The sequence below is a fragment of the Franconibacter helveticus LMG 23732 genome, assembly GCF_000463115.2.
Classification (GTDB): Bacteria; Pseudomonadota; Gammaproteobacteria; order Enterobacterales; family Enterobacteriaceae; genus Franconibacter; species Franconibacter helveticus.
Window position 1 is genome coordinate 65,481 of record NZ_AWFX01000009.1, and the last position, 22,039, is coordinate 87,519.

A 22,039-nucleotide genomic window follows, 5' to 3' on the forward strand; every position below is an offset into this window, starting at 1 on the left:
ATGTCTGATGTAAATCCGATTCTGTCGGGGTCCGCGCAGAGTATTGCCGCCTACCAGGAAGCGATCGAGCAGAGCACAAAAGCCGTTGTGCAATGGCTTAAGCAACCTGAAATGTATCAGGGCAAAAGCGTCGCGGAATTACGCGAGCGCATTCAGCTTGAGTTCAATGCTGAAGGCCTCGGCAACCAGGCCGCCATTGAACGCGCCGTTGAGTATTTCCTTAAAGACAGTTTGTCCGTCCACCACCCGCAGTGCGTGGCGCATCTGCATTGCCCGAGCCTGGTCATTAGCCAGGCGGCGGAAGTGCTGATTAACGCCACTAACCAGAGTATGGACTCCTGGGACCAGAGCCCGTCGGCGACCATTATCGAAATGAAGCTGATTGCCTGGCTGCGCGAGCAGACAGGTTATCCGGCGGGCGACGCCGGGGTCTTTACCAGCGGCGGTACGCAAAGCAACCTGATGGGCCTGATGCTGGCGCGCGACGCCTTTTTCGCCCGCCAGGGCCACTCCGTCCAGCTTCACGGGCTGACCGGCAACCTCAGTAAAATTAAGGTGTTTTGCTCTGAAAGCGCGCACTTCTCGGTGCAAAAGAACATGGCGCTGATGGGGCTTGGCTACCAGTCTGTTACGCAGGTCAAAACCGATAAGTTCTCGCGGATGGATCTTAACGATCTGCAAGCGAAGCTGGCGCAGGCCAAAGCCAACGGCGAGCAGGTAATGGCCATTGTCGCCACGGCAGGCACTACCGATGCGGGCGCCATCGATCCGTTAGCGGAAATCGCGGCGCTGGCGGCGCAAGAGCAGATTTGGGTGCATGTGGATGCGGCCTGGGGCGGCGCGCTGCTGCTCTCTGAAAAGTATCGCCACTTGCTCAATGGCCTTGAGCTTGCGGACTCGGTGACGCTGGATTTCCACAAGCAGTTCTTCCAGACCATCAGCTGCGGCGCTTTTCTGCTCAAGGATGCGCGTCATTATCAGCTGATGCGCTACCAGGCGGCCTACCTTAACTCTGACTTTGACGAAGAGCAGGGCGTGCCGAACCTGGTGTCGAAATCGCTGCAAACCACGCGCCGTTTCGACGCCTTGAAATTGTGGATGGGCCTGGAAGCGCTGGGTAAAAAGCAGTACGCCGAAATTATTGATAACGGCGTAACGCTGGCGCAGGAGGTGGCGCGCTTTGTGGCGACGCAACCGCAGCTGGAGCTGGTGATGGAGCCGCAACTGGCCAGCGTGCTGTTCCGCTTCCGCCCGCAAAGCGGCGAAGCCGCAGACGTGGCGCTGCTGAACCAGCGTATCGGCGACGCGCTGCTGGCCTCCGGCAGCGCCAACGTCGGCGTAACGGAAGCGGACGGCATAACCTGCCTGAAGCTGACGCTGCTTAACCCGACCGTGAGCCTGGAAGATGTAAAAGTGCTGCTGGCGAGCGTGATCGCCTGTGGGCAACAGCTTCACAACGCCTGATAGCGGCAAAAAATGAAAAAGCCGACCCCGGAAATGGGTCGGCTTTTTTTTGCGCAAAAAAACGACGCATCTATCGGGCCAGTCTTTGGAAACGCAAGGGGCTTTACGCCTCAAAAGCAGGCCGGGCGGGCCATCAGACGACCCGGTAAAACGCGAGCTTAACGCCGCTTGCGGTGCGGTTGGCGGAGCAGACAAATAAGGAGTTTGTCAGCCAGTCCAGTTCAGGGGCGCTGACTTCAAAAACAGGCGCCGTGCGAAAATAGATATCCTCGGCGGAAAGTTGATTAAAAAAGCGCATATCATCGCCGAACAAGTGCCCCTTCCAGGCCTCGGGAACCCGGCGGATGCCGTTGTTTTCAACATAGACCGTGCCTTCGTTAACCCGCAGCGCATAGCGCGCAGAGAGCCGGCAAACACCGTCAGGTTCGATTATCTGGCTGTCCACGCCGCCTGGCAAAACCTCACCTTCCAGCGCGCCAGAGACGCTGCCGCCGAGAATAGGGATAAGCTGACGTTTGCCGCGAGAGGGTGAGTTTGAGACAACAATGGGTGAATCAACCCTGATGTCGATGCTAAAGCTATATTCAAGTTCCGGTATCACAGAAACCTCCTCAATCTGTTTTTAGTATAAGCCCGTCGCGAGGTAATAAAACCGCATTTATTAGATGGGTATCTTCAGGTTTTTAAATCATTCGCTCCTGCCGCGCTTTACTGGCGAAGCCCTGTTTAAGCGACGCTTACCGCTTATTTCCTTGTTATCTGGAGGGGGAATTTCAGGACGTCATCTGGCGCATGCATAATATATATTCATTGCTGTGAAACGCGCGCTATAAGAAAAAGCTATGCATAAAGGGCAGGGCGCCACTGGCAATACGTTTCTTTATTCTAAAATTATTGATTAAGCCTCGCGGCGGGTAAAATATCGTCATCGCCCATTGCAAAGAATCTTCAGGATATAAAAAGTAAAGTTAACTAACAGGATATATTTCGGGTTTTAAGCAATATCTTAACGGGCAATGCAGCGCGTTTTGTTAGCCTTTAAGCCCGGCGCAAGCCACTAATCGGAGGTTGTCAGTGCTGATTAAACTTAAACGAATGCGGTCTCATCTTGAGGACAGGAAGCTGGCGCTGTGGCTGGCGACAACCGCGGGGCTGCTTAATGCCATCGCGCTTGGCGCTTTCGGTTTTTTTCCGTCACATATGACGGGGAATACCTCACAGCTGTCGAGTGAAGTATCCACCACGGATTTCAGGGATATCTTTTTTTTCGGCACGCTTATTCTGACTTTTGTCTGCGGCGCGATAATTGCCCGCGCAATTGTCATCTGGGGCATTGTCACCAATAACCGGCTTATTTTTTGCCATATATTACTGACCGAGGGCATTATTTTAACGGCCATTTCTCTTTATGAAACGTATTACCATAGTTTTTCGTCAAACCGCGAGGTGATAACCGCGCTTTGCGGCCTGATGGGCTTGCATAATTCAACCTCAACGCAGCTTTCTAACGGCCGGGTGCGGTCGACGCATATTACCGGCACATTAACCGACGCGGGTATTTCGTTTGCTTCCGTGATAGTCGCTATGCTGCGCCGCGATTTTTCAAAAGATACGCAGGCGCAAAAAAGCCAGCTGACAACCCATCTCACCACCATCTTCTCCTTTTTAACCGGCGGCGTGGTGGGGCTTTCGTTATTTGATTATTTCGGCTTTGCCTCTATGACCGCAGTCGGCCTGGTGCTGACCACCGTCGCGGTGCTGTCTATCTTCACAATCAGTCGTCGCGTGAATAAATGGCGCCGGGCTTATTAACTCACCGCCGGCGCCGCTGGCGCCGGATCACGCCTCAGCCGTTTTCGACGCCCGATAGCACGCCTGCATCTCATCCAGCGCCGCCTGGTTCTCCAGACCCCACTGGTACATCTGCTCTATCGGCTCAGCAAAGGTTTTGCCAAGCGGGGTAAGCCGGTAATCGACCTTTGGCGGGACAACATCGTACACATGGCGGGCGATCAATCCGCGCTGCTCAAGCTCCTTTAGCGTCTGGAAGAGCATCTTTTTTGAAATGCCCTGCAAGCTGCGCTGCAACTCGCCGGTGCGCGCGCGGCCTTGCGGCCAGTGATAGAGCGCGTGAAGCACCATGGTGCTCCATTTCACCGCGAAAAGATCCATTAGCCGACGCGGCGGCGAATCGGCGTAGAAGAAGAGTTTGCCGTCTACCCAGGCTGGCATGGGAGTATCCTCGTTTATGGTAACCAAATGGTAACTACTATCAATAAAAGACCTGTTCAGATAAAGTCTGCCGCCTTCTTTGAGTTAAAGCCAGTTCATTCGAGGCGCTATGAAAATCAACGCTCTGGTCGCACAAGACGCGACGCAGCCTTTATCCAGCAGCCATGTTTCCCTGCGTCCGCTGCAAAAGCAGGATGTTAAAATTGAGATCCTCTACTGCGGCGTCTGTCACTCTGACCTGCATATGGCGCGCAACGAGTGGGGCGTGAGCCGCTATCCGCTGGTGCCAGGGCATGAAATCGTTGGCCGCGTGGCGCAAACCGGCGCAGGCGTTACCCGTTTTAAAGCGGGCGATATTGTCGGCGTGGGGGTGATGGTCGACGCCTGCCGCGAATGCCATTTTTGCCGCCAGCAGGAAGAGCAATATTGCGAAGCGGGTTTTACCGCCACCTATAACGGCATTGATAAATACACCGGTGAAAGCACCTGGGGCGGCTACGCGCAGGCGGTGATTGTCGATGAGGATTTTGTGGTTTCCGTGCCGCAGCACTTGCCGCTGGCGGGGGTGGCGCCGATGCTTTGCGCAGGCGTCACCGTCTGGTCGCCGCTTCGTCATTACGCTGTGAAAGCCGGGGATCGCGTTGGCGTGGTGGGCCTTGGCGGGTTAGGGCATATGGCGGTCAAGCTCGCCAGCGCGCTGGGCGCTGAGGTGACGCTGTTTACCACCTCCCCGGAAAAAGGCGCCGATGCGCAGCGCCTTGGGGCGAAACAGGTTGTGGTTTCACGCGATGCGGCGCAAATGGCGGCCTGCCAGACCACGCTTGATATCATTATCGACTGCGTGGCCGCGCCGCACGATCTCAACCCTTACCTGGCGACGCTTAAGACCAATGGCCGCCTGGTGCTGGTGGGCATTCCTGACAGCCCGCATCTTTCGCCGGACGTCACGCCCATGGTGTTCCGCCGTTTAAGCATCAGCGGTTCCTCCATCGGCAGCATTAAAGAGACGCAGGAGATGCTCGATTTCTGCGGCCAGCACCACATCACGGCAGATATTGAGCTGATTGCGGGAGAGGAGATCGAAAACGCCTATGCGCGCATGCTGAAAGGCGACGTGCGCTACCGTTTCGTTATCGATATGCAGGCTACGCGCTGGTAATTGAAAAAAGCGCCTGTCGATACAGGCGCGTTATTATTAACACCGATCTCGCTTAGCCAATTTTGCTGCTCAATTTTCGGTTCTCAGAGTGCATGACTAAATCGCCTTCGGTGACCATCTCAAGCAGGGTTTTAAAATCATGCTGCGATTTATCGATGACGCCGAAGGAATAATTAATATTAAACGGCTTCTCTGAGTGAAGATTATAATCGTCCAGCCGCGCCTGGAAATCACATAAAAATTTATCGGCATCGGCTTTGCTTTTATTTTCAAGCAGGATGGCGAACTGATTGCCGTCTAACCGTCCGGCGGTGTTACCCGGCGGCAGACTTTTTTTCAGGCTGCTGGCGAAAATTTTAATGGCCCGATCGCCTTCGGCATGCCCCCAGAATTCATTAACAGAAGCAAGATTATTCATGGTGATATAAAGCAGGGAGTAGTCTTTCTTCTGCTCTTTTATTGCAGCGAACTGTTTTTCGCCCGCCTGAAAAAAACCGCGGCGGTTCGGTAAGCCCGTCAGGCTGTCCGTCATTGCCATGCTGATAATATACAACTCGTCTTCAACAATGGCGGCGAGATCTAACAGCGTATTAACGTTTGTGGGTGAAAAGTCGCGGGGCAGGGTGTCGATAATACAGATCGTGCCGGCAATGGCGCCGCCGGGTAAACGCACCGGACAGCCTGCGTAGAAACGTATTTTCGGCTCGCCGGTAACGAGTGGGTTATCAAAAAAACGCGGGTCGGTGCTGGCATCCGTCACCACGAATACCCCTTCCTGCAAAATGGCGTGGGCGCAAAAAGAGACATCCCGCCGCGTTTCGCGCAGCTGGAAACCATTGGTAGAGATCATCCACTGTCTGTCGCGGTCAAGAATAGTGATAAGGGCGGTGGGCACGCCAAAAACCGTGCTGGCAAGACGCGTCAGGCGATCCAGCCTTTCCATGTCTTTTTTATCGAGCAGGTCGGCCATATATAGCGCCTGTAGACGCTCTTTTTCATTCGCGGGTTTTTGTGGGAAAAGCATATAACCCCCTCATCATGAAAATAAATCTAAAATATATTTTGCCAGCGTGGTTGGGATAACAACGTTGCCTGTTAATAGTTTAGCATTTCTTATTGATAGCGTGGCGTCGCGGTTTTAAACAAGGCTTTTTTGCGGGCGCGCTATTTTTACTATAGCGGTAAAAAAGCGACCCGCCATAACCCTCTGTCTTTCAGCCTGGCGGGCGTTAAGATGAGAAGAAAACGAGTCGGAGCAGGCGTTATCATTAGAAAGCTAACAATTTTATAGGCTGGGCAACTTATTTGATTACCCGTTTTCGTCGGCTTCGTTCCGGCCCAATTATCTCTCCCTGGTGGTTGCGCACGACAATTTTCGCAACTGGCGCGTCGGTTTCGTTATCCACCAGAATCGAGTGCGTTTCGCCTGGATGAAATAAGTTCTCTTCTCCCCACTGGCGTAAACAGACGATAAGCGGAAATAAAGCGCGCCCTTTTTCCGTCAGCACATATTGCTGGTAAGCGCTACCGTCTGAGGCGGGTCTGAGAGCGAAAATATCTTCATCAACCAACTTTTTTAGCCGGCTGGTCAGGATGTTTTTCGCCGCCAGGGTGCTTTTTTGAAAATCTGAAAAGCGGGTAACACCGTCAAATGCGTCCCGCACCAGCATCAACGCCCATTTATCGCCCAGTATGGCGCTGGCGCGGGCGACAGGGCATTCCGTATTAATAAATGTCGCTTCGTAATTCATCTCTCTTCTCCGGCGTTGGTCTGGCGCTGCGGGTATCCGTTATATCGGGCAGGCAGCAGTATCATAAATAATCTTGTTGCATTTTGAAACCGGTCAGGCTAAAACCATCTTGTTTCAATTTGAAACCACAGGAGCCGTTTATGTCTGTTACCTCGCACAGCGCCTGCGCTTTGCCTTACCGCGCGCCGGGCTGGCTGATCCTGCTTTTCTCCGTTGCCAGCGGCCTTGCCGTGGCGAATGTCTATTTTGCGCAGCCGTTGCTGGCCTCGATGGCGGCGGATCTGCATGTTTCGACGCAGGCTATCGGCTCGGTCGTGACCGTAACGCAGGCCGGGTATGCCGTTGGGCTGCTTTTACTGGTGCCGCTCGGCGATCTTATCGACCGACGCTGGCTTATCAGCGCAATGATGTTCGCCGCTTCGCTTGCCTTAACGGTCGTGGGTTTCTCCGGCGCGTTTTCCGCGCTGCTGGTCGGCATGCTGGCGACAGGGCTGATGGCGGTCGTTGTACAGGTTTTTGTCGCCAGCGCATCGGCGCTCTCGCCGCCGGGTGAAAGGGGAAAAGCGGTAGGCGCCGTCACGGGCGGCATTGTGCTCGGGATTTTACTGGCCCGCCTCGCCGCAGGCGCGCTGGCGGACCTCGCTGGCTGGCGGGCCATTTATCGGCTTTCGGCCGCGCTTATTTTCATCATGGCGGTGGTTTTATGGCGCGTTTTACCGTCGCAGAAAGCCCATGCGCAGAAGCGCGGTTATCGCCAGATACTCCTTTCTGTTATGCAATTATGGATAACTGTGCGGGTGCTCCGTGTGCGGGCGGTACTGGCCATGCTTATTTTCATGAGCTTCAGCCTGTTATGGACCGGGCTGGTATTGCCGCTTAGCGCTGCGCCCTGGTTTTTCAGCCATACGCAGATTGGCTTGTTTGGCCTTGCGGGAGTGGCCGGGGCGCTGGCCGCCCTGAAAGCCGGGCGCTGGGCCGACAGGGGATATGGCGAGCGAACATCGGGCCTGGCGCTCTTTATACTCGTTGTCTCATGGCTACCAGTAAGTATGGCGGGGTCGTCCATGTTGCTGCTTATTGTCGGCATTGTGCTGCTCGACTTTGCCGTCCAGGCGGTGCATGTCACTAATCAAAGCCTGATTTTTGCCGCCCGACCAGAGGCCGCCAGCCGGCTGGTTGGCGCCTATATGGTGTTTTATTCCGCCGGCAGCGGCGCGGGCGCGTTGCTGGCAACAATGACCTATGACCGCTGGGGATGGGCGGGAGTCTGCCTGACTGGCGCGTTGGTCAGCCTGTCGGCATTTATCTTTTGGCTTCTTACCCGTTATAGTGGCAAGTAACCTTTTCATTTTAAAAAGAAATGCAGGAAGCGATGTTATGAACCTGAACGCCCGTTTTTTAGATGACGCAGAGCAAACAGACCCTTCGGTGCCCGAACACACCGTTAATCCTTTTGCCGAACGCGGCATATTGCGGGCGCGGGTATTGATAGAAAAGGATAACGAGCCGGTGCGCGTGCTGCGTATTTTTGTGGGTACGGATGAGCAAGGTTTTCTGCTTGAGCAATGCTTCAGCAAGCTTTTAATGAACCAGGAAACGCTGGCTATTCTTTACGGCCAGCACGTGCATCTGTTTGACATGGCGTCGCATCGGGTTGTAAGCCATTTTCTGGGTGATTATGTCTGCAATATTTATCCGGTTCCCGATCCCTTTTCGCCGCTATTGAGCGAATCATTTCTGGCGGCCACATTTTGCTATACGTTTTTAATCAGCATCCGGCAGGGCGTTGTATGGCGTTCTGGGCAGTGCGCCATAGACGGCGTGATTATCGACGAGATTGCAGGAAACGTTATTCATGGTTCAGGCGAATGGGACCCGCCAGGCGGCTGGCGGCCCTTTATGCTGTCGCTGGACACCGGGAAAGCAATAAAAGAAGCGTGAAACAGGCGCGTCGGGAGAGCATTCAGCCCGGCTGAGAACACGACCACCCCAAAACCCGTTAATAAAAAAGGGCTTTCTGGATAACGTTCTCAACCGGGATAAAGCAGGGAGGGGGCGTCAGATATCGTCCATGGTATGGTCAACGACAATTTCCAGCGTTTTACGCAGAACATCGCCTTTAATAACATCACGGGTAGATTCAATTTCGCTAATCAGGCGCAAAATTATCGCTTTATGAGTAAGCGGTTCTTCTGCGGCAAGTATAGTGCGGATTACAGCGCCAAGAATAGTGGCTTCCTCGGCCAGCATATCGCCGGCATTACGGAAGTAATCCGTTAGCGCCCTATCAGGCAGCTCTGCGTAAACTTCTGATTTCTCAAGCATAACCTGGCTCATGTGCTCATACCATCATTCAATCAATTGTAATAAGATGCGGTCAGTGTTTTTTACCGGCATCCGACTTTTGGCTTTTCTCAAAGAGGGAATGCACATTGTCATGCGTCCACTCTTTGTTTTCCCGAAGGTTATTACGCTGCCCGGCCAGCATGCGCGCGCCAATCTCAGCAATAACGCTGCTAATGGCTTTGCGCCTCTGGCTGTCTGCTTCTTTTGCTTCCATCGCCCGCAGTCTTGAGATCAGGGCCTTGAAGTTTATCGGGCCTTTTTCCTTTAAAAGGGATAAAACCGCCTCGCCAATAATCTCATCTGTCAGTTGTTCTGTTTCACTTCTGTTCATAAATGCGTCTCTGATTGCCACACTTTCCCGCCCAGGAAAGTGGATAAAATCAGTTTTCAGGTGGACCAGTCCACTGAAAATTGCCAGACTTTTTCGTCGTCGGCAATATTATCCCCGCCAGGATTGACTTGAATAACCCGAAAATCTGTTACTGATAACCTTCTTAAATTAGCGGTCGAATAACAAGCCAATAAGCGTGTTGTAATGCGCTTCTTCTTCCTGATCTGCTGCAAGTTCCAGTCGGCTAAGCAGTTTGGTGCAAATCGCTTTGCGGTTCAGGCTGCGGCCGTCGCTAAGAATTTCCACAACAATTTGACCTAACGTTTCCTGCTGAGTAGGGAGGGTCGCCTTGTTAAAATAGCGGGCAATGGCATTCGCTGTATCCGGAATATAACCGTTCTGCTGCATTTGTCCTTCCTCCAGGTAAACATTAACAAGCTAACTAATGTGTAGAAGTATACAAATCTGCGTTAACTTGTACATCAAAATTGTACAAAAATTTGCGTTACTCTTAGCCTTTTATTAATTAAATGTTTACATTCAGCCCGTTACGATGAAAAAAAATTGTAAACGCATGGGTTGTACAACCCGTTTTCGCCCCTTACCCCTGTACAGGTAAGAAGAAAGTAGTATTTGCTGGCTGTGCAAAAAAGAAAATCATCCCTTCGGTTTTCAATCTATCCGGCCGCCATGACAAAACGACGAACGGGGCTTCTGTGCTAATCACTACAAGACCTTAAGAAAGGCTTCTGTTATGGTGGCGTCTCATACACCTATTCACTGGAGCAATCATGCTCACCACTATCATTTACCGAAGCCATATTTGCGACGACGTTCCGGTTAAAAAACTGGAGGAGATGGTAGCCACAGCTAATCTGAAAAATGGCGAAACCGGCGTTACGGGCATTCTGCTTTTCAACGGCACGCACTTTTTTCAGCTGCTTGAAGGCCCGGAAGAGGGTGTTCTGGAGATTTATAACCACATCTGCGAAGACGCCCGTCATTACAATATCGTTGAGCTGTTGCGCGACTACGCGCCTTCGCGGCGTTTCGGTAAAGCGGGCATGGAGCTGTTTGATCTGCGCGAGTACGACAGCGATGAAGTACTGCAACATGTGCTTGATAAAGGCACCTCGAAGTACCAGTTAACCTATGACGATCGCGCGTTGCAGTTTTTCCGCACCTTCGTTGAGGCACGAGAAAAAGAAAACTATTTCGAGATCCCGCCTGGCTACGCCTGGGATTTTATTCCCGACGGCAAGGCCATCAAGCCTGAAAATCTGATTATCGATAACGCCGCCGATTGCAGCTTTGCTTTTCAGCCGATAATCGACCCGCTGGCGCAGGAGATCGTCTCGCTGGAAGCGTTGATCCGCACCCCGTCCGGCGACGCGCCGCGCGCTTATTTTGAGAATCTCTCAGAACTGGCCATTTATGAGGCTGATCTGCAAAGCAAAAAAGTGGCTTTCGCTATGGCCCGCGCGCTGAACCTCGGCGAGCAAATGCTTTCCGTCAACCTGTTGCCGATGACGCTGGTTAAAGTGCCGGGCGCCGTCAGCTTCCTGCTTGATGCTATCGAAGCTAACGGGCTGGTGCCCGATCAGATAATCGTTGAGTTCACCGAAAGCGAGGTCATTTCGCGTCTCGATGACTTCACCGACGCGGTAAAATTACTGAAAGCCGCCGGCATTCAGGTTGCTATCGACCACTTTGGCGCAGGCTTCGCCGGGCTGTCGCTGCTGGCGCAGTTCCAGCCGGATCGCATTAAAATCAACCGCGCTTTGATTAAAGATGTACACAAAAGCGGCCCCCGGCAGGCCATTATCCAGGGGATTATTAAAAGCTGCGCTTCGCTGGAAATTTCCGTTTGCGCCGTCGGCGTGGAAAAGGCGGAAGAGTGGATGTGGCTTGAATCGGCTGGCATCGCGTTGTTCCAGGGACACCTGTTCGCACGCCCTGAAGTTGGCGGCATTCCCGCCGTCGCCTGGCCGGAAAAACGCTCCGGCTTCTGAACCTCTTTAACATCTCTGATGTATGTCACAGGCTGCTGATGAAAAAATCAGCAGCTTTTCATAACCCCCGTTACACTCATTGAGGCTATAGTTGTATCGCTGCGGCGAAAGGCTGTACATATTCACGCCAGCCTGTGCTTTTCCGCTCGCGGCAAGTTCAAAAAATGAGCTGAATAATGAAAGATTTACAGTTGTACAAGAAAAAATGATTTGTACAAGAAGTACAGATTGGTTAGGTTGAGACATGGACGTATCAGGTTTGATTATGAGTGAGTTAATGGCCTTTTACAGTATTGGCGAAGTCGCCGAACGATGCGGAATAAATCCAGTGACGCTGCGCGCATGGCAGCGGCGCTATGGATTGCTTAAACCTCAGCGTAGCGAAGGCGGTCATCGTCAGTTTGATGAGGCTGATATTCAGCGTATCGAAGAGATAAAACGCTGGGTGGAGAGCGGCGTGCCGGTTGGCAAAGTCAGGGCGCTGCTGGAAAAAAATACCTTAGTTGTACAAGACGACTGGGTCGCGCAGCAGGAGGAGATGATGGCGGTGCTGCGTCATGTCCGGCCAGCCAAATTACGCACCGCAATCATTGCGCTGGGGCGGGAACATTCAGCAGATGCGCTTATCGATCATATCCTCGTGCCTGTCCGCCAGCGGCTGAACCTCGATCAGAACACTGCTCGCACCATGTCCAGCATGCTTGACGGCGTGCTTATCGATTATGCGGCCTCCTGTCTTGCTGAAGCGCGCAGGAAAGCCGGTAAAGAAGCGCTGCTGATTGGCTGGGATAGCGAAGACCGCACCCGGCTGTGGCTGGAAGCCTGGCGGCTTTCGCAAAAAGGGTGGCACATCGACGTCATGGCGGAACCGCTGGATTCGCCTCGCCCTGAACTGTTTCCCGGCCAGCAGCTTTTCCTCTGGACAGGCAAAGCGCTTTCTCGCCGCCAGCAGGAGCAACTTACCCACTGGCAGGAGCAAGGCTACACCGTCGCTTTCCACGGCGCATAATCTGAAAAAGGATGCCCGGGCATCCTTTTACCGTTCCCTGATTTTCAGTCTCGCTGCGTCGTCAGCACCTTCTCACCCTGAACAGCCTCTGGATGCGCGCCGCGATCGCGTTCAGCTCTGCGGCAAGGTAATGCCCGTTATCTGCGCCAGGTTTTCGATAAGCGCGTTCTGAAAGGCTTCATCGTGCGCGGCGGCGTGGGGCGTGCGCCGTTTTTGATGATGCCAGTAGCCGCCGCTGTTCAGCGCTTCAGCGTCATCGCTTACCGCCAGCCATTCCTGAGTCAGGTGACCCAGCCGCAAATCGTCGGGCGCGCCCGCGCCGCCCATTTTTGTCGGCACCCAGCCTGGATCAACGGCGTTGCAGATAACGTCCGGCCAGCGCCGGGCGAGCGCCATTGTCAGCGCGGTGATAAACAGCTTGCTGTCGGAATAGGATGCAGACTCCCGCGCGCCTGTCCAGTCCACGTTTTCCAGGCGCGGCTGGCCGTTCAGGTGCATGCCGCTGCTGAGATAAATCAGGCGGTCGGGTCTGGCTATCAGCGCCGTCAGCACGTAAGGCGCCACCACGTTTACCGGTACAATCTGCGGCCCGGAATATACTCCCGCGTTATGAATAACGGCGTTCATCTGCCCCGTGCGGTTTACCTGCTCAGCCACTTCCTGGGTGGCGTTCAGGTCACTTAAGTCGCCCACCACCACCTGCGCGCCCTGGTCCACCAGCGATTGAACCGCCTCAAGACGCTGAGGACTTCGCACATGCACCACCACATCGTGACCGGCGGCCAGCAAGTTTTCCGCTGCGCCGTAGCCCAGGCCGTCGGCCGAGCCGGTAATAAAAATTCGCGCCATTTCACCCTCTGCGTTATTCAGTTAATGCTCATGGGTAGTATAGAGCGGGCTGTGATGGGGGATGTGGCCATGCGAGCACTCAGCGATATAGCGCTTTTTGCCAGGCGGCGCAAAAGCTAAAAAGAGTACGCCGCCCGAAGGCGGCGGTTTTATTTATCTGCGCTGTTATAAACCGCGCTGCGCCATCAGCCGCGCCAGGTCCACCAGCCGGTTGGAAAAACCCCACTCGTTATCATACCAGGCGAGGATCTTCACAAGGTTGCCGCCAATGACCAGGGTAGAAAGCCCGTCGATAATAGATGAGCGCGGGTCGCCCTGGTAATCGCTGGAAACCAGCGGCTCGTCGCTGTAGCCGAGGATATTTTTCAGCGGGCCGCTTTCCGCCGCCTGGCGAAAAGCGTGGTTAACTTCCTCGACGGTGACGTCGCGCTTAAGCGTCACGGTAAGGTCGACAATGGAAACCACCGGCACCGGCACACGCAGCGAGTAGCCCGTCAGGCGACCGTCCAGCTCCGGGATCACTCTCCCCAGCGCTTTCGCCGCGCCGCTGGAATAGGGCACAATCGACAGCGCGGCGGCGCGCGCGCCACGCAGATCTTTTTCCGGCTGGTCGTGCAGCGCCTGGCTGTTGGTGTAAGCGTGGGTGGTGTTCATCAGCCCGTGCTCAATACCGAAACTCTGGTGCAGCACCTGGGCGGCAGGGGCCAGACCGTTCGTGGTGCAACTGCCGTTGCTGACCACGAAATGGCGCTCAGGATCGTACTGCTGATCGTTAACGCCGATAACTATCGTCAGATCGTCATTTTTACCCGGCGCGGAGATAATCACCCGTTTCGCGCCGCCGCTGCTGATATGCACCGCCGCTTTCTCGCGCTCGGTAAAGAACCCGGTGGCCTCAATAACCAGCTCCACGCCCGCTTCGCGCCACGGAATATTCGCCGGGTCGCGCTCGCTAAAAACGCGCACAGGTTTGCCATCGACGCGCAACTCGCCAGCGCCCGCTTCCACCGGCACCGGAAGCGTGCCCAGCAGCGAGTCATGTTTCAACAGATGCGCGAGAGTTTTGCTGTCGGTGAGATCGTTAATCGCCACAATCTCTACCTCAGTGTTGCCAAGCGCTGCGCGCAGCACGTTGCGCCCGATCCTGCCAAAACCGTTAATACCGACCTTAACCATGATTAACTCCTTCTCGGGGATGTCTGTGTTCAGGGTAGGCCGGTGAGGCAGTGGCGTAAACGACAAAAAAGGATCACTTTACGCCATTTTGCTGGAATGAAAACGCTGGCGGTATTCGCCCGGAGTAAGGTGAAGCTGACGTTCAAACAGGCGGCGCAGGTTAATGCTGCTGCCAAAACCGGTGGCGGCGGCGATGCGCTCCAGCGTTTCGCTGCTCTGTTCAAGGCGGGAACGGGCGGCGGCAAGGCGCGCTTCCGCCACATAACGCGCCGGGGGAGCGCCCGCTTCGCGTGTGAAGACGCGGGTAAAATTGCGTGGGCTCATGGCTACCCGTTCCGCCAGTTTTTCCACCGACAGATCTTCCGCCAGGTTGTCCAGGATCCAGTTTTGCAGCTCGCTTATCGGGCCAGTGCTGCTGGCGGGCTTAAGCTGATAGCGGGAAAATTGCAGCTGTCCTCCCGGGCGGCGAAGGTACATCACCAGATCCTGCGCTACGTCGCGGGCGAGGGTGAAGCCGTAATCGTCCTCCACCAGGGCCAGCGTTAAATCAAAACCGGAAGTCACGCCGCCGGAGGTCCAGCACGGGCCATCCTGGATATAGAGCGGGCCGCCTTCCACTTTTACCTGCGGAAACTGGTTTTGCAGGGTTTCCAGCAGGCGCCAGTGCGTGGTGGCGCGCCGCCCGTCAAGCAGGCCGGTTTGCGCCAGCAGCAGCGCGCCGCCGCATACCGAAACTACCCGCCGCGCATGCGGCGCGGCAAGGCGCACCCAGTCCACTACCGCGCTGCCTTCTTCTTCGCTCAGGCCGCGGCCGGTAATCATAATGGTGTCATAAGGAACGCGCGGATCGAGCTCCGCCAGACGGTGATCCGCCAGCAGGTTCAGACCGGACTGGCCATGAATAACCTGATGAGGCTGGGTGGTGGCCATGCTGATGCGGTAGCGCGGCGGCGCGCCATCCGCCGCTGGGTAACGGTTAGCCTGCATCAGGATATCGGCGATGCCGGCGGCTTCGAACAGCATGCCGCCGTCGGGAACAATAATCAGGAAGCTTTTCATGTCCTGAAAAGTACGCTTATTACAAAATAAGTCAATAAGGTTAAGCCGCGATTCAGGGGATGCGGGCAATCACCTTAATCTCAAAATCAAACCCTGCGAGCCAGTTCACCCCCACGGCGGTCCAGTTAGGGTAGGGCGGCGCCGGAAAAAACGCCTGTTTCACGGCCATGATCGCCTCGAACTGGTTTTGCGGATCGGTATGAAACGTCGTGACGTCCACCAGGTCCTCCAGCGTGCAGCCCGCTGCCGCAAGCGTAGCCTGAAGGTTTTTAAAGGCGAGCCGGACCTGTTCTGTGAAATCAGGCTCTGGCGAGCCGTCGGCCCGGCTGCCCACCTGGCCTGAAACAAACAGCAGGTCGCCGGAGCGAATGGCGGCAGAATAACCATGCTGCTGATAAAGCGCGTGGCGATCAGCAGGAAAGACAGGTTCGCGTGGGATCATAGTGCACCTCATGGTGAGCGGTAAGCGAAAGCGTATACGCGAGCAGGGTTAATTTCATATACTCAACGTATGTGAAATAATTACACATACGCCGCATATGTCAAATGAAATACGCCGCGTATGTGAAAAGGAGGGCCTGATGGCTGCGAAACGCCGTGCAGAAACACGGGAAGAGAACCGGGAAAAACTTATCGCCGCCGCGCGCAAGGCGTTTGCGGAAAAAGGCTTTGCCGACGCCTCTATGGATGAGTTGACCGCAAGCGTCGGGTTGACCCGCGGCGCGCTTTATCACAATTTCGGCGATAAAAAGGGCCTTCTGGCTGCGGTTGTCGCCCGGGTGGATGAAGAGATCGCGCAGCGAGCCAGAGCGCAGGCGAGTGCGCAGCCGGACGAATGGCATAAATTGCTGGAGGAAGGGGTGGCTTATATAGAGATGGCGCTGGAGCAGGAAGTGCAGCGCATCGTTTTGCTGGATGGCCCCGCGTTTCTGGGCGACCCTTCGCGCTGGCCGAGCCAGAATGCGTGCCTTGAGGCGACGAGACAAGCGCTGACGGGAATGATCGAACAAAATATTGTCAAGCCGGTGGATGTGGAAGCGGCAGCACGGCTGCTCAATGGCGCCGCTTTCAATGCAGCCTTGTGGGTAGCCGCGAGCGAAGCGCCGCAACTGACGCTTCGCAAGGCGACCGAGGCGTTTAAACTGCTCGCAAGCGGCCTGCTGAACGGGCCTCGCTAACCAACGCCGCGCTGGCGGGCGTCGTTATCGCCAGCGCGGCGGCCAGTGAAAGCGTTACAGGCGCGCTGATAACGCCTCCTTTAAACCTCAACGAAAAACCTCAACGACAGCCCTTCATACCCGTTCTCCACAGCCCCAGAAGCGCCATAGCGCAAGTAGATAGTTTAGTGTTGCTTAAATTCACGTAAGTGAAATTTATGCGGCGCTGCCTGTTTAAGCTCTTTTCCAGTAGGTAACCCGAGCCTGTTTTTACGGGCTGATACGCCCGCCATACCCGCTTTATCTTTATGGTCAAAGGGTGTCAGGGCAGATGCAATCAGGCTTTGATAATGGGGCAGAGATGACGGCGCCGTTTATTTTAAGAATATATTCTTTCAGCTGAGAGAAGCGGCGAGGCAGGGGAAAAACAGCCCGCCAGATATATAATAAAAAAATTAGGTTATATTATATCTTGAAGCTAATTTGGAAGATAAAAACTGCTATCGAAATTGTTGAACGTTAATTAGTCCATATACATCATGGACAGATAATCCTGATGTGGCTAGAAATTTTGCAGGTCCAGATGGAGTAATATTAAGAGTTAAAGTTGGAACTCCTGAGCCCTGAAACACTTGGTCATGGGAGTATTCTTTTGATGTATAAATGGAAAGGAAAATTATACTTATAGGTATTCGGAGTGGCGACGTTGAGGTGTTCTTACCATGATAAGTGATAAACTTTTCAGATATGCTGAAAAAGTAATCCCAGATGTATTTAAATCTTTTGTAAAGGAAAATAAAGATTGTCAAAGTGCAGCATATATAAGTAATGCGCAATATGAATTGCGAATAATGAAGGCGCATAGAGAAAATGCAAAAATTACAGGGTTAAAAGCGCAAGGGCTCGATGAATTGATTTCGGCGCTTGAGGTATTCAATAAAGAAAACGTATGTGCTATCAATATTCGTAATAAATTAAACTCCTTTAAGATTTATTCCGATGAAAAAAACACAGAGTTATTAGGTGTTATAGTTCTTAAGTTAAGGAAGAAAACAGACGAAGAAATTCGTCATGGACAAGAGGTTCTTGGTATTAAAAGTGCTCCTCCTGACCCAAGTAATGAAAATTGAATATTAGCATTGATCACCAACAGAGCCACTTTAACCTTCCTTACTTCGATAAAGGGAAGTGAGGCTGGGGGGTATCGATGAGGCATACTTGTAATTTCAATCCGCAACCCACCATCTATGATGGTAACGAGGAAGGTTTTTATAATTTTGAATGCGAATTAAATCTTTATGAAATAAATAAGACTTTACATTTTAAAAACTTATCCGCACGTCCTGTATGGGAGAGCCGCACCAGTGCCATTGCTGGATCTATCAATATTATCAAAGGGGTAAGTAAAATTGAGTATCCTCAGGAGCCATTCCCTTCCTATAAAATGGTGGCGTGGATATTTATTTTTAAGAATTTGCCGGAAGAGTGAATGGATTATAGCTCATATAATGAAGTCCTGGATTTTCTCAAGTCTTTTTTCTCCGGCAGGGTTAAGTCATTGGCTTACCGAGAGGAATTAGATAGGCTTATAGAAGGCTCTCGCTCAAAGAAAACAGTAACGATAAGAGCTATTCATCAACTATATATGAAGTACATAACTGAAAATCGAGGCGATGTTAAAGAAATTCCGGGTGAGAAAAAGCTTTGGATAAACCTCTTGGATCATTGGCAGTAACAATAAAAGAATTAAATTCTACAGTTTATATTTAGTGATATTCAACGAATGACTATATATAAAGTAGATGAGTTTCCAAATGAAAAGCATTCGATTTCGAGTTTTGATTTGGTAGGAGAGGAATGTGAGAAAAAATATCAGAACGTAATACTTAGTACTTATGATCATCTTTTCGATATCTTAGGTAAATATGAGGTGAAGTATCTTTGAGCATAGTGGTTAGATAACTTTATATCATACTAACTTCTAATCAAATTATCTGGTTGAGGAGAAATGACACCTTCAGCTGGTGCCGCTGGTAATATGACAACGCAGGACGCCACGCTGCCGGGCCAGGAATAGTGGCAGTGGGTCGCGGCGTGCAATCCGCTTTAACTGCGTGACACAACTGAACGGTATTCAGAGGCGTTACGACATGCACCGAAAACCCCTGATATCAACGAGAGAAATATGATTGAAAATTTTAGAGTGGATAAGACTAATCTTTACTGGACTCTTGATGCGAAGGAAGTGAGTTTACATATAGAAAACCTTGATCAGGCTATGCTTGATGATCATCGCCAGAAAGTTATTATGTTATGTAAAGCTCAACCTCTTCCTGATAAGTTATTGATCCTGAATGAAGAGGGCAACGAAGTTTTTTCTTTTTCTCCTCCGGATGGGGCTGCATTTTATTATTTAACTAAGAGTGAAATTCACGAAGTTTTGGTGGTATGTGTTTTCCATGAAAAACTTGAAGGGTGGCATGATTGGCATTTTTCTATAGATATAAAAAATAAGAAGCTTATCAAAACTTCACCTGCTTATTAAATGGCATATAGTGATGTATGTAAAGGCTCGCCCCAGGCATGCAATACAGAATTGTCAAGCGACGATAACGATCAAATCAGACAAGCTAAAATGAGTGGTGGCAAAGTTCATAAAGCTGTATTTGATATGTCTGATGCGTCAGCCGAAAAAGCTATTGAGTTTCAGAAATCGCACTCAGGAAAAAATCCTGGACCTCACGATATTCGCACCCGCAATTGCCTCACGTATGTTATGGAAGTCCTTGCGGCGGGCGAGGTAGATGTTCCTGATAGTGCGATGCGTCAGTATGGGTTTATTCAAAAGAAACTGGGCCTGAGTAAATGTTAGCAAAGGGGGGATTGATGCTAGGATTATGCCCAATACACAATGAGCCTGAATACACTAACGTATCGAGAAAGGTCAGAGAAATACTGCATGAAAACAAGCGGTTATCCCAGTGTTCTTTTTGCCGGCTGACCGTGCATAAATGGGAGGGCGGGGTTGAGACCGCTGCCCATGATTATTTTCTTGAAAAAGAGGATGTACTTACATTAGGGCTTCCGTTTGACACGGTTATCCATCTGAACGACAGAGATATAGAGAAGAAATCGTTAAACGACCGCTTTGTCATTCAAAAAATGCGGCTGCTTTTATCAACCGTTTGCATGCAGTGTATTGCACCGTTAAAGCATTTAAATTTGTGGGGTGATTAAAATCAGCCGTTGAAATGTGCTGCATTATTATTTTATATCAGCGCGCCGCTTAATATTCCTGAGCACATAAAAATCTTCAGCGGCGCACCATCCCGGGAAAATACAGGGTCATGATGGGAATAAAGAAAACCACTGCTGCCATCGCATGCGAATAAGCTCTTTCTGCTATTAATAAACACTTATTGATGCAAAGGAAATGCGTTTACCTATAGAGAGCCTTAATCAGGCCATGGTACGCCCGCCACCATGGCTTTCGGTATTGGGCTGATAGCCGGGCTGTTTGTTTCCGATATTGCCGAACAGACAGGCGATCTTGTCGGCGGCGCCGTCGACAGCGTGCTGGGCGCGTTTGGCTTGCTCGGCCCGCCGGACGCCATTATCACCAGCGGTTCAGATAACGTACATATCATGGGCAAACCGGCCGCCCGGGCGGCGGGCGTGGTCGATCACGATTACCTCAACACGCCGCAGCCGGAGGCGCCGTGGTATAAGCAGGCGCTGCATAGCACGATGTACTTAGCAGGCCAGCTTCTCTCGCTGGTGGAGCTGGGGCTGCACCCTGTCGATAACGCCATGGCGGCCGGGCGAGCGGTGCAGGAGCACGGTTCAGAGAGCGTAAAAAGCTTTGGCAAAAGCGTCTGGGAAAACTTTAGCCAGCCGGTAGTGGAAGGCGCCACGCCCGGTGAAAAATACAGCCAGCACCTGTATGGCTACGACGCCGCAGGGCAGGTGACGAAGGCGCTACATCCGCAGCAGGAGGAGCGCTTCTGGTACGACCCGGCGGGCAACCGCACGGATGAGCGCCGCAGCCCGGTGTGGCACAACCTGCTGCTGCGCCTGAACGGGCTGAAGCTGGACTACGACGGATTCGGGCGGCTGACACACCGCCGTGACAAAAACGGCGTGGCGCAGCAGTTCCGCTATGACGATGAGCAGCGGGTGAGCGAGATTCTCTTCACCGGCCACGCGGAATTTACCCGCGCCGAATACCGCTACGACCCGCTCGGCCGTCGCACGCATAAGCTCGTCTGGCGGCATAACGACGCGCAGCCGGAAACGGTCCGCTTCGACTGGCAGGGGCTACGGCTGGCGGGCGAGCAGAGCGAGCGGCAGCCGGACCGTTACGTTCAGTATCTTTATACCGAAGGCAGTTACGAGCCGCTGGCGCGGGTTGACAGCGCAGGCGACGACGGGGAGTTGTACTGGTACCACACGGAGCTGAACGGCCTGCCGGAGCGGGTGACGGATGCGCAGGGGCAGACCGTCTGGTACGGGCAGTTCAGCACCTGGGGCGAAACCGAACGCGAGACCAGCGTACCGCAGTGGCATGTGCCGCGAACCTGCGTTTTCAGGGGTAGTACCTGGACTGCGACAAATCTGTCAGCAACAAATTTGAATACGCGTAGCGTAACCCCGCCGGGGCGAGCCAAAGGGAAGTGGCGAGTAATGCGCCCTGAAAAAGAATGTTTAGATTCAAAAACAAAAATGGGCTTGTAGGTTAATGCCGCATGCCCAGTCGCTGCACTTAACACCTTTCCCGGATCCCTCAGCCCACCCGCGCATCCCATCCTGCCATTGCCGTCTCTACCATTGCTTCCAGTTCTGAACCGCTGACGCCGTCTCGCGCCAGTATCGACATGCCGTTTTGCAATGTCTGCACAAAGCGGGCAAGGGCAGGGATGTCGGTTGATGGGGAAATTTCGCCTGCCTGAACCGCCTGCGCCAGCCTCGTTTGCAGACGTTCAAAGGTGATGGCACGAGCGTTACGTACCGTTTCGCCAAGGGTGGGGTGCCCCTCGCAGCTCACCACAGAGAGCGTAACCATGCAGCCATTCGGAATATCGCAAACGCAGCCCGTCAGCACCCGGGCGGAATCGGCAAGCAGCGCCTTTATTGCCTCGCGTGCGGTATCAGCGGCAAAAAAGCGAGACCAGATCAGCGCTTCGTAACTTTGCTGATAATAGCTGAGCGCCTCGGCGTACAGCGCTTCTTTCGAACCGAAAGCCGCGTACAGGCTTGGCGCGCCGATACCCAGCGCTTTGGTGAGGTCTGCAATGGAGGTGGCTTCATACCCTTTTTGCCAGAACAAACGGGTGGCCTGCGCCAGCGCCGCCTGCCGGTCGAATGCCCGAGGGCGCCCGCGCGCGCCTGAAGTCTCTTGTTTGTCGGCCTGAGCCGTTTTATCTGATTTCTGCATCGATCGTTATATAAATCGATTGACAGTTTACTGCAAGGATTTTAGTTTCTGTAACGAGCG

General features: G+C 53.0%; 27 protein-coding genes. 15 read left to right on the forward strand and 12 right to left on the reverse strand.

The annotated features are described in order from the left end of the window. On the forward strand, positions 1-1,464 hold the full coding sequence (locus DW56_RS03360; protein ID WP_024553239.1) for a pyridoxal phosphate-dependent decarboxylase family protein: 1,464 nt from the start codon (positions 1-3) through the stop codon (positions 1,462-1,464). Positions 1,465-1,597: 133 nt separating this feature from the next. On the opposite strand, the gene DW56_RS03365 is transcribed toward DW56_RS03360, so the two are convergent. Next, positions 1,598-2,065: a DUF3237 domain-containing protein gene (locus DW56_RS03365; protein ID WP_024553240.1), complete on the reverse strand. Its 468-nt coding sequence runs from the start codon at positions 2,063-2,065 to the stop codon at positions 1,598-1,600. Positions 2,066-2,538: 473 nt separating this feature from the next. Here DW56_RS03365 and DW56_RS03370 point away from each other — a divergent pair, with 473 nt between their 5' ends. Continuing rightward, positions 2,539-3,276: a YoaK family protein gene (locus DW56_RS03370; RefSeq protein ID WP_024553241.1), complete on the forward strand. Its 738-nt coding sequence runs from the start codon at positions 2,539-2,541 to the stop codon at positions 3,274-3,276. A 27-nt stretch (positions 3,277-3,303) separates the two neighbouring features. Here the strand turns inward: DW56_RS03370 and DW56_RS03375 are convergent, their stop codons facing one another. Next, positions 3,304-3,696, reverse strand: coding sequence for a winged helix-turn-helix transcriptional regulator (locus DW56_RS03375; RefSeq protein ID WP_024553242.1), 393 nt, complete (start codon positions 3,694-3,696; stop codon positions 3,304-3,306). Positions 3,697-3,805: 109 nt separating this feature from the next. On the opposite strand from DW56_RS03375, the gene DW56_RS03380 reads away from it, so the two are divergent. Continuing rightward, complete coding sequence (locus DW56_RS03380; RefSeq protein WP_024553243.1) at positions 3,806-4,855, forward strand: NAD(P)-dependent alcohol dehydrogenase; 1,050 nt, start codon at positions 3,806-3,808, stop codon at positions 4,853-4,855. Between the two features lie 52 nt (positions 4,856-4,907). On the opposite strand, the gene DW56_RS03385 is transcribed toward DW56_RS03380, so the two are convergent. Further along, a complete protein-coding gene (locus DW56_RS03385) occupies positions 4,908-5,879 on the reverse strand; it encodes a GGDEF domain-containing protein (protein ID WP_024553244.1) in 972 nt (323 codons plus the stop codon). Positions 5,880-6,156: 277 nt separating this feature from the next. After that, the gene (locus tag DW56_RS03390) at positions 6,157-6,606 is read right to left on the reverse strand and encodes a winged helix-turn-helix transcriptional regulator (RefSeq protein ID WP_024553245.1); all 450 of its coding nucleotides are present in this window, start codon (positions 6,604-6,606) and stop codon (positions 6,157-6,159) included. A gap of 140 nt (positions 6,607-6,746) precedes the next feature. On the opposite strand from DW56_RS03390, the gene DW56_RS03395 reads away from it, so the two are divergent. Together DW56_RS03395 and DW56_RS03400 are read left to right on the forward strand one after the other, a co-directional pair. Next, positions 6,747-7,946, forward strand: a complete 1,200-nt coding sequence (locus tag DW56_RS03395; protein ID WP_024553246.1) for an MFS transporter — start codon at positions 6,747-6,749, stop codon at positions 7,944-7,946. 37 nt (positions 7,947-7,983) lie between these two features. Beyond that, positions 7,984-8,547, forward strand: coding sequence for a hypothetical protein (locus tag DW56_RS03400; protein WP_024553247.1), 564 nt, complete (start codon positions 7,984-7,986; stop codon positions 8,545-8,547). 117 nt (positions 8,548-8,664) lie between these two features. On the opposite strand, the gene DW56_RS03405 is transcribed toward DW56_RS03400, so the two are convergent. The 3 genes from DW56_RS03405 to ycgZ all read right to left on the reverse strand — a co-directional run bounded on the left by DW56_RS03405 (position 8,665) and on the right by ycgZ (position 9,691). Further along, on the reverse strand, positions 8,665-8,943 hold the full coding sequence (locus DW56_RS03405; protein WP_024553248.1) for a biofilm development regulator YmgB/AriR family protein: 279 nt from the start codon (positions 8,941-8,943) through the stop codon (positions 8,665-8,667). A gap of 40 nt (positions 8,944-8,983) precedes the next feature. Further along, positions 8,984-9,283: a hypothetical protein gene (locus DW56_RS03410; protein WP_024553249.1), complete on the reverse strand. Its 300-nt coding sequence runs from the start codon at positions 9,281-9,283 to the stop codon at positions 8,984-8,986. A gap of 168 nt (positions 9,284-9,451) precedes the next feature. Further along, positions 9,452-9,691, reverse strand: coding sequence for a regulatory protein YcgZ (gene ycgZ, locus DW56_RS03415; protein ID WP_024553250.1), 240 nt, complete (start codon positions 9,689-9,691; stop codon positions 9,452-9,454). A gap of 383 nt (positions 9,692-10,074) precedes the next feature. Here ycgZ and DW56_RS03420 point away from each other — a divergent pair, with 383 nt between their 5' ends. After that, the gene (locus DW56_RS03420) at positions 10,075-11,295 is read left to right on the forward strand and encodes a diguanylate phosphodiesterase (RefSeq protein WP_024553251.1); all 1,221 of its coding nucleotides are present in this window, start codon (positions 10,075-10,077) and stop codon (positions 11,293-11,295) included. A gap of 277 nt (positions 11,296-11,572) precedes the next feature. Further along, a complete protein-coding gene (locus DW56_RS03425; protein WP_024553252.1) occupies positions 11,573-12,304 on the forward strand; it encodes a MerR family transcriptional regulator in 732 nt (243 codons plus the stop codon). A gap of 111 nt (positions 12,305-12,415) precedes the next feature. Here the strand turns inward: DW56_RS03425 and DW56_RS03430 are convergent, their stop codons facing one another. The 4 genes from DW56_RS03430 to DW56_RS03445 form a co-directional block, all read right to left on the reverse strand. Beyond that, a complete protein-coding gene (locus DW56_RS03430) occupies positions 12,416-13,153 on the reverse strand; it encodes an SDR family NAD(P)-dependent oxidoreductase (protein ID WP_024552252.1) in 738 nt (245 codons plus the stop codon). Positions 13,154-13,318: 165 nt separating this feature from the next. Beyond that, complete coding sequence (gene gap / locus DW56_RS03435) at positions 13,319-14,329, reverse strand: type I glyceraldehyde-3-phosphate dehydrogenase (protein ID WP_024552253.1); 1,011 nt, start codon at positions 14,327-14,329, stop codon at positions 13,319-13,321. Between the two features lie 78 nt (positions 14,330-14,407). Further along, the gene (locus tag DW56_RS03440) at positions 14,408-15,388 is read right to left on the reverse strand and encodes a GlxA family transcriptional regulator (protein WP_024552254.1); all 981 of its coding nucleotides are present in this window, start codon (positions 15,386-15,388) and stop codon (positions 14,408-14,410) included. 52 nt (positions 15,389-15,440) lie between these two features. Next, positions 15,441-15,830 (reverse strand): RidA family protein, encoded by a 390-nt coding sequence (locus DW56_RS03445; protein ID WP_029697181.1) that lies wholly within the window; start codon positions 15,828-15,830, stop codon positions 15,441-15,443. A 139-nt stretch (positions 15,831-15,969) separates the two neighbouring features. Here DW56_RS03445 and DW56_RS03450 point away from each other — a divergent pair, with 139 nt between their 5' ends. The 8 genes from DW56_RS03450 (at position 15,970) to DW56_RS23110 (ending at position 21,279) form a co-directional block, all read left to right on the forward strand. After that, the gene (locus DW56_RS03450; RefSeq protein WP_024552255.1) at positions 15,970-16,566 is read left to right on the forward strand and encodes a TetR/AcrR family transcriptional regulator; all 597 of its coding nucleotides are present in this window, start codon (positions 15,970-15,972) and stop codon (positions 16,564-16,566) included. Positions 16,567-17,267: 701 nt separating this feature from the next. Continuing rightward, positions 17,268-17,675 (forward strand): hypothetical protein, encoded by a 408-nt coding sequence (locus tag DW56_RS03455; protein ID WP_024552256.1) that lies wholly within the window; start codon positions 17,268-17,270, stop codon positions 17,673-17,675. A gap of 77 nt (positions 17,676-17,752) precedes the next feature. Continuing rightward, positions 17,753-18,034: a hypothetical protein gene (locus DW56_RS03460; protein WP_024552257.1), complete on the forward strand. Its 282-nt coding sequence runs from the start codon at positions 17,753-17,755 to the stop codon at positions 18,032-18,034. Next, positions 18,035-18,280, forward strand: a complete 246-nt coding sequence (locus DW56_RS03465; protein ID WP_024552258.1) for a hypothetical protein — start codon at positions 18,035-18,037, stop codon at positions 18,278-18,280. It begins immediately after the preceding gene. A gap of 450 nt (positions 18,281-18,730) precedes the next feature. Continuing rightward, positions 18,731-19,090 carry a hypothetical protein gene (locus tag DW56_RS03470; protein WP_024552259.1) on the forward strand — a complete coding sequence of 120 codons (360 nt, stop codon included), beginning with the start codon at positions 18,731-18,733 and terminating at the stop codon, positions 19,088-19,090. Continuing rightward, a complete protein-coding gene (locus tag DW56_RS03475; protein WP_024552260.1) occupies positions 19,091-19,417 on the forward strand; it encodes a hypothetical protein in 327 nt (108 codons plus the stop codon). A gap of 14 nt (positions 19,418-19,431) precedes the next feature. Further along, positions 19,432-19,782: a hypothetical protein gene (locus DW56_RS03480; RefSeq protein WP_024552261.1), complete on the forward strand. Its 351-nt coding sequence runs from the start codon at positions 19,432-19,434 to the stop codon at positions 19,780-19,782. Between the two features lie 246 nt (positions 19,783-20,028). Next, positions 20,029-21,279 carry an RHS domain-containing protein gene (locus DW56_RS23110; protein WP_411431228.1) on the forward strand — a complete coding sequence of 417 codons (1,251 nt, stop codon included), beginning with the start codon at positions 20,029-20,031 and terminating at the stop codon, positions 21,277-21,279. Positions 21,280-21,328: 49 nt separating this feature from the next. Here the strand turns inward: DW56_RS23110 and DW56_RS03490 are convergent, their stop codons facing one another. Then, entirely contained in the window at positions 21,329-21,979 is a 651-nt protein-coding gene (locus DW56_RS03490) for a TetR/AcrR family transcriptional regulator (RefSeq protein WP_024552262.1), read from the reverse strand. Positions 21,980-22,039: the final 60 nt, after the last annotated feature.